Origin of the sequence: Succinimonas sp. (assembly GCF_045225735.1) — a bacterium.
In the GTDB taxonomy this organism is placed as follows: Bacteria; Pseudomonadota; Gammaproteobacteria; order Enterobacterales; family Succinivibrionaceae; genus Succinimonas.
In genome coordinates this window covers 1-8,236 of sequence record NZ_JBGVBR010000012.1, presented here as the reverse complement: position 1 = coordinate 8,236, position 8,236 = coordinate 1, and the positions used below count along the sequence as shown (strand labels likewise).

The following is an 8,236-nucleotide window of genomic DNA, read 5'->3' as shown; positions in this document are numbered from 1 at the left end:
TCATGAATGACGCAGCTTTGATATGGAGAAGATGGATGACTGCGATAATGGTTAATTGTAGATTTCCACAAAAAATGACCATGTATCGGGTTTTACCAGGGTGGATTTGTTTGAATTGTGTGGTATTTTTGACTGAGTTTGACCTATTTTACGCAATTATCACAAATTTTTCTGTGGTAAGTTAAACAATTACACAAATATCACGCACTGTTTATTCACAATATGTCAGTTCACAAGTATAATACCTTTAAATTGATAATTCCCTCTCTGTTTGTTTAGGTTTACTGCTATGAAAAAAATTACTGCAATTATTAAGCCCTTCAAGCTTGATGATGTTCGCGAGTCTCTGAGCGCCAAGGGCATTTCAGGAATGACAGTGTCTGAGGTAAAGGGCTTTGGCCGTCAGAAGGGGCATACTGAGCTTTACCGCGGCGCTGAATATGTTGTTGATTTTCTCCCGAAGGCCAAGCTGGAAATTGTTGTAAAGGATGAGGATGTTGACAGCTGCGTTGATGCCATCACCAAGGGAGCTCATACTGGTAAAATCGGCGACGGAAAGATTTTTATTACTGATGTTGCCAGAGTTATCCGCATCCGTACCGGCGAAGAAAACGAGGACGCTATTTAGTTTTTGCTTTTGCAGCATTTTTTTGATACCTTTTAGTATCGTGAAGCCTCTGTGTTTTGGAATCTGGCACAGGGGTTTTTTATTGAAGGCTTCCTTAACACGTCAGGCTCTGTTGAAATGGCTCTTTCGTTTGTCAGAAAATGTATGGCGCGGCAGTTTTTGGCCCGGCTGCTTTTGGCGGGAATTCTGCTGGCTTCATTAACGGCCTGCAGCACACCGGTTCCTTCTAAGCCCAGGGATCTTTGCGCTGTTTTTACGGAAAACCGGGACTGGTTTGATGACGCCCGTGAGGTTTATGCTGAGAGAAAGGTTCCTATTAACATTGTGATGTCCTTTATTTATCACGAGTCCGGGTACCGTCATGATGCGAAACCTCCTATGCGCTGGTTTTTGTTCATTCCTTACGGCCGGGGCAGCTCGGCCTATGGTTATCCGCAGGCTCAGGATGAAGTCTGGGAAGATTATCAGGACGATGCCGGGGGATTTTGGAGTTCCCGCTCGAATTTTAAGGATTCTCTTGATTTTATCAGCTGGTACATACTAAAAACCCGTGATAAGAACGGCGTGGCGGTGAATGATGTGTATAACCAGTACCTGAATTACCACGAGGGCTGGCAGGGGTATAAGAAGGGAAGCTGGAAGAAAAACAGTTCTCTTAAAAAGCTTGCTGAGAAGGTTTCCGGAACTGCTCGGAAGTACGGGCAGCAGCTTAAGAAATGTGATCTTTAATTTGTATTTTTGGAGTGATTTGCTATGACTGACAAGGTTGTGATGAATGAAGAAGAGGCCGATGAAGTTCCGCTGGCAGCGATTAAGGATGTGGCCTTTTTTAATGATCTCGAAGAAATCAGAACTGAAAGCGAAACTATTGTAAACGACCTTTTGCAGGATGGAGCTTCTCCTGAGGAAGTCATTGAAATTGAGCACTTTTTTGCCTGTACTGATTTTAACAAGCTGGAAAAGTTTGTGGTGGAAATTGACGGCATTTTCGGGGAGAACATCGATATCGGCGATGCCGAGGAAACCGAGGATGTTGACGGTTCAACGATTTTCACCGTGGATTTTGCCAGCTGGCACAAAATTGACGCTGACGAAATAATGCAGGAAATCGAAAAGTTTATTCCCGTCTGCAACCAGTATGATGTTGTTTATGATTCCTGGGGCACTCAGCTTGATGATGAGGAAGACCTGGAAGAAGACGAAACTGCTCCGGGTGACAAATAATTTTAGAGATCTCAGGCAATCTCTGAGCCTGATAAACTCTGAACGCTCATCCTGAAAAAAAGAAACCGGATAAGACGCTGTCTTTCCGGTTTCTGTGTTCTGGGAGCCTGAAATCAGAGCGTTATTCGTGGTTCCGCTGCTTCCTTAACGGGGCGAAGCCGGAGTCCTCGCCCTGAAAATGGCCGGTGTTTCTGTTATCGCGGTTTTTGTGATCATGCGGGCCATGGTGTCTGTTTCTGCCGCCGGTTGCTCCGTGATTTCCGTTCCTGCCTCTGTTATCATCAGCGCCGTGATTTTTGCCATGCCGGCCGTTGTTCCCGGAGCCTGAATGATGTTTGTTTGCGGCAGCGTTTTTATTATGGCGGCGGCTGTTTTCGGCGCTTTTCATCTCAGGACTGCTCCATTCCTCATCTGTATCCATGAAGATCTTGCTTTCGGGAGACCTGGTCATTTCGGTAAATGCTTCATCGTCTATGAAATTATCATCTGCTGAGTCTGCAATTTCCCGGGACGGATCCGGGAGTTCTCCGGATGCGGATCCGGTTCTGGCGGATGCTGTTTCTGATGCGGCAGTTTCAGCTGCGGATTCTCCGGTTTGGGACTCTTGGTTCTTTTGTTTCGGCTTAAGCTTTTTGGGACGATCGCTTTCCGGGAGAACCGGGAGGCTCTTGGCAAAATCCATCAGCGTATCGAATACTCCGGAGGCCATTTTAATCCCCTGTTCATCTAGGGGGTATCCGGTGCGCACCAGAATGTTGTTTTTGATTCCGGCGTTGATTCCGGATTCAATGTCGCTGGTACGATCACCTACCATGTAGCATTTTGCCAAATCAAGATCGCGATAGTCTCTGGCTTCGTAGAACATTCCCGGAGCAGGTTTCCGGCAGTCGCACTGGCAGCGATATTCCCCGATGCCTTCGGTAGGATGATGCGGACAGTAATAGATGCCGTCCAGACGAATTCCTTCCAGCTGGAGCGACCAGTCCATCCATTCTGTCAGCTTGAGAAAATCCTCTTCGGTATAGTAGCCTCGGGCGATTCCTGACTGGTTAGTGACAATTATGAGAGCATACCCCTTGTCCTTTATCATTTTCATGGCGGGAATAACGTTCTTAATGAATTTGAATTCATCAATAGTATGCACGTAGTCAAATTCCTGATTAATGACTCCATCCCTGTCCAAAAAAACCGCTGAAGCTCCCATAATGATTCCCTGATACTGAAAGTGATTGTTCGTATTTGTCAGGAATGCATTATATTTGAGCGGCGATTCCATTTAAAGAGATGATTTCCGGCAGCGGGGGCAAGGGGGACTTTTGAATTATGCGGAGAGCCATATCAGAGGAGCCGAAAGCTCGGGAAAATGAGAAAGCCCATCCGGAAGGAAATTCTGCGGAAAGATCCCTGGCTTTTGTTTTTCTGGCGCGGGAGCTGACACCCCGGGAATTTGCCGGAGTATTCAGCCTCGGTTCCTTCCCGGCTCCTGTTTTTGTGTCGCCGCGCTTAAGCGCGGCGCTAAGGGAGTATTTCCGGGATAAGGCTGCTTCCCCGCGCTGCGAAGATATGGGGTTTTATTCCTTCTCTTTTCTGGAAAAACTGCAAGGGAGTACCCTGAACCGCGCGGCAATTGTTTTTGACAGTCTTAATATGGACACCCTGCTTATGCTTTCCGGCATGCTGGCGGCCGGAGGCTCCTTGCTGGCTTTAGCTTCCGGAACTGGAGACCGTTATGAAGGATTCCTGAAGGAAAAGGCCGCCTCTTACGGTTTCAGAGTTATTACCCGAGACCCGGAAAGTGCGGCTGAGCTTACCGAAGCCGGAGAATTTATAAAGGAGTTTTTTTGCCGTGCCGCCGGTAATGAGCCTCGGAAAACAGTATTTGCAGGAGCAGGATCTTGCTCAGGATGGAATGATTGCGAGCTTTCGCCGGAACAGCAGGATTTTTATTTCAGGGTTACTGCCGATTACATCTTCCGGCCTTCCTTCAGAATTTTTCTGACGGGCCCGCGCGGATCCGGCAAGACCTTAACAGTAAGAAGAATTCTGGCAAAGCTGACGGAGGAGCCGGGGAAAGAAGTCTCTTCCGGGAGGGCTCCGCAATGTCCGCAGAAATGTGCGCAGAAACGTCCGGGTATCCTATTCGGGGCCAGCGGGGTTCTCAATAAAAATTATGACCCGGACAAACTTGTTTTGGTTACCAGGGAAAATATGCGGAAGCTTCGGGATCAGGTTTCGTTTCTGGTGATAGAGGAAGCTTTGATGCTTCCTGTTGCGATGCTGAGAGAAGCCCTGGAGCTTTACCCGCGGGTGTTAATGGTGAGCACCGGAGACGGCTATGAGGGAAGCGGTCAGGGTTTTCGGAACATCGTCATAAAGGATCTTCAGGCCGATGTTTTTGAATTTACCAAAAGGTACCGTTATTGTTACGACAGACTGTCAGATTTTTTAAAGGAAGCGCTCTTTTTGCCTGATTTTATTACCAGAAGCTCTATAGCGGATCCTGAAAACGGCAGGGGCTCCGGAAATAATTCCCGGCGGGTGAAAAAGGCGGTGTTATATCGGAAGCTGGACGCTGCCGGAGCGCACCGGGAGAGACAGGGCCGTCTTATGTATGCCTGCTGCCATTTTGCCGCGCTTCTTGATGTTCCTGAGACTCTTTGGGAAGTATCTGAAATTATTCACTGGAATCACTATGAAACCTCGCCGCAGGATCTGGCGCGCTGGCTCCGGGATCCGGAGGCCCGGGTTCTGCTCCTTTATGAGGATGGCGGAGATGACAGCAATGATGACGGGGAGGGGAAAAACGAGAGAGAGAATGGGAAAGACGAGGGAGATGACGAGACCGGATTATGCAGCATTCTGGTTTTTCGGGAAGAGGGCGGACTAACAGGAGATCTGGCAGCGGCGGTGTTTAACGGTGAAAGACAGCCTCCGGGAAACCTGCTCCCCCAGACTCTGATGGCGCATGCGGGTATTGCCGGCGCCGGCCTTTTGCGGTACCTCAGGGCTGAGAGAATAATAACGCGGCCGGAACTGAGACGGCGGAAATACGGGAGCCGGCTGCTGCATTATCTTAAGGAGCAGCGGGCCGCATTCTGTCCGGATACCATAGACTTTATCGGCGCCGCATTTGCGTTTAAGCCTGATACCTATGCCTTTTGGAAAGCAAACGGATTTTTTCTGGTTCATGCCGGCATTACCAGAGATGCGGCCAGCGGCATGGTTTCTGCGATTTGTCTCTGGGGGTGTCACCGCTATTCCCTGATTGCCGCAGGGATAATGGCAGAAAAATTCCGCCGGAATTTGCCTTTGCGGGAAATCCGTTATCCGCTGCCGGCGTGGTGGCATGCCGCTCCGGCAGATCCGGAAACGTTTTTCTTCGGTGAGGGGTGCTCTTCTTCAGATGTCGCTGATTATGTTCTTAAGAGATGCAGCGGTGATTATTCCGGTGAAGACCTGGTTATCCTCAGACGTCTTTTTATTCCGGAACTGCATAGCTTATCTCAGGATTTATCTGCGGCGTTTCGGGAATTTCAGGAAATGTTTCCGGAAGAACTTGGAGATCTGATGACGCCCGAACTGGAACGCGCTTTGAATTTTGTCCCGGATATGACGGCTGTGGAGTCCTGCGCCAGGAAGAGCCACAGCATCAGTCATGCCCTGCCGGATATTGTGAGATTTCTGCTTTTAAAAAAGGATTATCTGTTGGAAAATACAGACAAGGCATATCTCAGGTCTTTGTTCGGGTATATTGCGGCGCGTCCGGATACCGATCTTAATGCGGTTTTTGCTCCTCATGGCGGTCGCAGGCCGTTTTTCAGAAGCCTGAGAGAATTACTGACAGCACTTTTGGGATAACTCATAATGACAGACTTTGCGCGAATTCCGCTGATAGCGGTGGTTGATGATCATCAGGACATAAGAGATCTGGTAAAAAGATTTCTGGAGCAGCACGGAGTCAAAGCTGTCACGGCAAGGGACGGCAAGGAACTGGATACGGTTCTTATGAGTCAGAAGCCGGATCTCATTGTTCTCGACATCATGCTGCCGGGAGAAGACGGCGTTTCCATCTGCAAGCGGCTCAGAAGCAGCGGGAACAAAATTCCCGTGATCATGCTGACGGCCATGTCCGATGATACGGATCGCATTGTCGGGCTGGAGATCGGGGCGGACGATTATATGACGAAGCCCTTCAATCCCCGGGAGCTTCTGGCCCGGATAAAGGCCGTGCTGCGAAGAACAGCGGGAATCTCAGGAGATGAAGCCGGCGCCAAAAATCTGAAATATTACCGTTTTATTAATCTCCGGCTGGATGTGCAAAAGCGCGAGCTTACTGATGATAACGGAACCTTGATTGCCCTTTCCACCGCGGAGTATGACCTTTTGCTGACATTCCTAACGCATCCTGCGGAAACGCTGTCCCGGGATCAGCTTCTGGATCTGGCCCGGGGACGGACGGCGCAGGTGTTTGACCGATCCATTGATACTCTGGTGAGCAGGCTGCGGAAAAAGCTCCGGGAATCCACTGACAGCCAGGATATCATTAAGACGGTATGGGGCGGCGGTTATTGTTTTACGGCAGAAGTTGAGCATGAGCTTGTTTAGACTGTTACCAGGAACCATCAAGGGGCGGCTTCTGCTGAGCTCCACGGCCACCTTGTTTCTTATTCAGATTATCATCATCTGCGTATTTTTCTGGGATATGCATGAGCGCTGGACAGAGACCGGACTAAAGTTTTCAGCCATTAAGATCATCAATACGGCGCGCATTCTTAATAACACTCCTCCCGAGCTCAGAAAAAGCCTGCTCCGGGGACAGAACGGCAGAAGCTCGTTTTTTCTGATCACGGACAAGCCTTTGGAAACCGCGGTCAGGAACAGAAGCATGGAGTCCAAGATCGAAAGCTCTCTTGATCTGGATGCCGGAGCTGTCAATATGATGACCGATGATGCTCCGGATTACTATGCCGATGACTTTCCTGTTCCCAATGACGGAGAGATCTTTGTGGATGACCGGAGAGGGAGCGGGAACCGGTTTTTCGGTATTTTTGCTTCCCGTAAAGGGAAGGCGGAAACGGCGGCAGCTCCGGAAGTCATGATGTACGAACGCGCCGCAGAGGAGCCTGCGGAGGCCATGGTTTCAGCTCAAAGCCTGAAGCAGTCCTTTATCCGATACGAGGATCATTCTTCTCTGATGACCATGGATGAAATGGCCGATAAGGTTATGATTCCGGCGTCTTATCTGGAATCGCACGTGCCGTCTTCTCATGGAACGGTGCTTCTTAATGACGGCAAATATCTGGCGTTTGCCTATTTCAGACCTGATGTGATAATACCTACGGTAACACCCCGGGTTTTTTATACCATTGTTTTTGCTTCGCTGTTCGGAGCCTTTTTGCTGTTTTTCCTGGTACGCGGTTTTACTCAGCCTCTGCACACTCTCACCAAGCAGGTCAATCGTCTGAGTCATGACTATGAATCAAAGCCGCTGCCCGTTACCGGCCCGGAGGAAATAAAGGATCTTCTGGAATCCTTCAACCGCATGCAGGAACGGATAACCACATTCATTCAGGATCGCACGAGAATTCTGGCTGCTATCTCTCATGATTTGAAAACTCCGCTTACCAGCATTGTTTTAAGAGCGGAAATGCTGCCGGATTGCGAGGACAAAAACAAGCTGATTGACACCGTCAGCAATATGTCCAAGATGGTCAGAGCCACATTGGATTTTGCCAGAAGCGAGGAAAATCGCGAGGAGTGCCGGGAGCTCAGACTGTCATCGCTGGTGGAAAGCATTGCGTCAGATTATCAGGATAACGGTCATGATGTTTCCTTCACGGAGGAAAGCTCGTTTAAGAATGCCAATACCTTTCTCTGCCGTCCCACGGAAATGCATCGTATTTTGCAGAACCTTATTGATAACAGCCTGTGCTATGGAACGCAGGTAAAGGTGCGGCTTCAGGAGAACTCAGATGCCATCAGGCTCATGGTTGAGGATAACGGCCCCGGCATACCGGAGGATCAGCAGGAGAATGTGTTCAAGCCCTTCATGCGTCTCGATAAGGCCCGCGCCACTGATGACGCTCATGTGGGGCTAGGGCTTTCCATTGTGAGAAATCTGGTGCTGAAGCAGGGCGGCAGCATTGACATCGAGAATATTAAGCCTCATGGTCTTCGCATCGCCATCACCTATCCCCTGAACTGACGGTATGGCACTCCGGACTAAACCTAAATATTGGTCAAAAAATGACCATTTTGGGATTTTTTTGAAAAAATTTGATAAAAGTATTGACGAGGTTCAAAAAAACTCTAAAATACGCATTCGCTGACAGGGTAAAGCTCAGCGAAGTTCTTTAACAAACAGCTTAGACAATCTGTGTGGGC

7 protein-coding genes are annotated in these 8,236 nt (G+C 49.1%); 6 read left to right on the top strand and 1 reads right to left on the bottom strand.

What is annotated here, in order from left to right; all coding sequences use genetic code 11:
* Positions 1-289 precede the first annotated feature (289 nt).
* The 3 genes from ACJROR_RS00365 (at position 290) to rraB (ending at position 1,852) form a co-directional block, all read left to right on the top strand.
* The gene (locus ACJROR_RS00365; protein WP_406038444.1) at positions 290-628 is read left to right on the top strand and encodes a P-II family nitrogen regulator; all 339 of its coding nucleotides are present in this window, start codon (positions 290-292) and stop codon (positions 626-628) included.
* A 117-nt stretch (positions 629-745) separates the two neighbouring features.
* Entirely contained in the window at positions 746-1,357 is a 612-nt protein-coding gene (locus ACJROR_RS00360) for a transcriptional regulator (RefSeq protein ID WP_406545362.1), read from the top strand.
* Between the two features lie 24 nt (positions 1,358-1,381).
* Positions 1,382-1,852: a ribonuclease E inhibitor RraB gene (gene rraB, locus ACJROR_RS00355; RefSeq protein ID WP_406545361.1), complete on the top strand. Its 471-nt coding sequence runs from the start codon at positions 1,382-1,384 to the stop codon at positions 1,850-1,852.
* A gap of 121 nt (positions 1,853-1,973) precedes the next feature.
* On the opposite strand, the gene gmhB is transcribed toward rraB, so the two are convergent.
* Entirely contained in the window at positions 1,974-3,056 is a 1,083-nt protein-coding gene (gene gmhB / locus ACJROR_RS00350; RefSeq protein WP_406545360.1) for a D-glycero-beta-D-manno-heptose 1,7-bisphosphate 7-phosphatase, read from the bottom strand.
* Between the two features lie 119 nt (positions 3,057-3,175).
* Here gmhB and ACJROR_RS00345 point away from each other — a divergent pair, with 119 nt between their 5' ends.
* Genes ACJROR_RS00345 through ACJROR_RS00335 form a run of 3 tightly spaced genes read left to right on the top strand, consistent with a single transcriptional unit; the run spans position 3,176 to position 8,057 of the window.
* Positions 3,176-5,710, top strand: coding sequence for a hypothetical protein (locus ACJROR_RS00345; RefSeq protein ID WP_406545359.1), 2,535 nt, complete (start codon positions 3,176-3,178; stop codon positions 5,708-5,710).
* Positions 5,711-5,716: 6 nt separating this feature from the next.
* The gene (locus tag ACJROR_RS00340) at positions 5,717-6,457 is read left to right on the top strand and encodes a response regulator (RefSeq protein ID WP_406038454.1); all 741 of its coding nucleotides are present in this window, start codon (positions 5,717-5,719) and stop codon (positions 6,455-6,457) included.
* Positions 6,444-8,057: a sensor histidine kinase gene (locus ACJROR_RS00335; RefSeq protein WP_406545358.1), complete on the top strand. Its 1,614-nt coding sequence runs from the start codon at positions 6,444-6,446 to the stop codon at positions 8,055-8,057. The genes ACJROR_RS00340 and ACJROR_RS00335 overlap by 14 nt, the downstream gene beginning before the upstream one ends.
* The last annotated feature ends 179 nt before the right edge of the window (positions 8,058-8,236 follow it).

What these genes read in the sequence shown, in the direction of transcription:
- ACJROR_RS00360 (WP_406545362.1), top strand. Translation starts at nt 746, where the DNA reads ATGGCTCTTTCGTTTGTCAGAAAATGTATGGCGCGGCAGTTTTTGGCC.
- ACJROR_RS00365 (WP_406038444.1), top strand. Translation starts at nt 290, where the DNA reads ATGAAAAAAATTACTGCAATTATTAAGCCCTTCAAGCTTGATGATGTT.
- ACJROR_RS00335 (WP_406545358.1), top strand. Translation starts at nt 6,444, where the DNA reads ATGAGCTTGTTTAGACTGTTACCAGGAACCATCAAGGGGCGGCTTCTG.
- ACJROR_RS00345 (WP_406545359.1), top strand. Translation starts at nt 3,176, where the DNA reads ATGCGGAGAGCCATATCAGAGGAGCCGAAAGCTCGGGAAAATGAGAAA.
- gmhB (WP_406545360.1), bottom strand. Translation starts at nt 3,056, where the DNA reads ATGGGAGCTTCAGCGGTTTTTTTGGACAGGGATGGAGTCATTAATCAG.
- rraB (WP_406545361.1), top strand. Translation starts at nt 1,382, where the DNA reads ATGACTGACAAGGTTGTGATGAATGAAGAAGAGGCCGATGAAGTTCCG.
- ACJROR_RS00340 (WP_406038454.1), top strand. Translation starts at nt 5,717, where the DNA reads ATGACAGACTTTGCGCGAATTCCGCTGATAGCGGTGGTTGATGATCAT.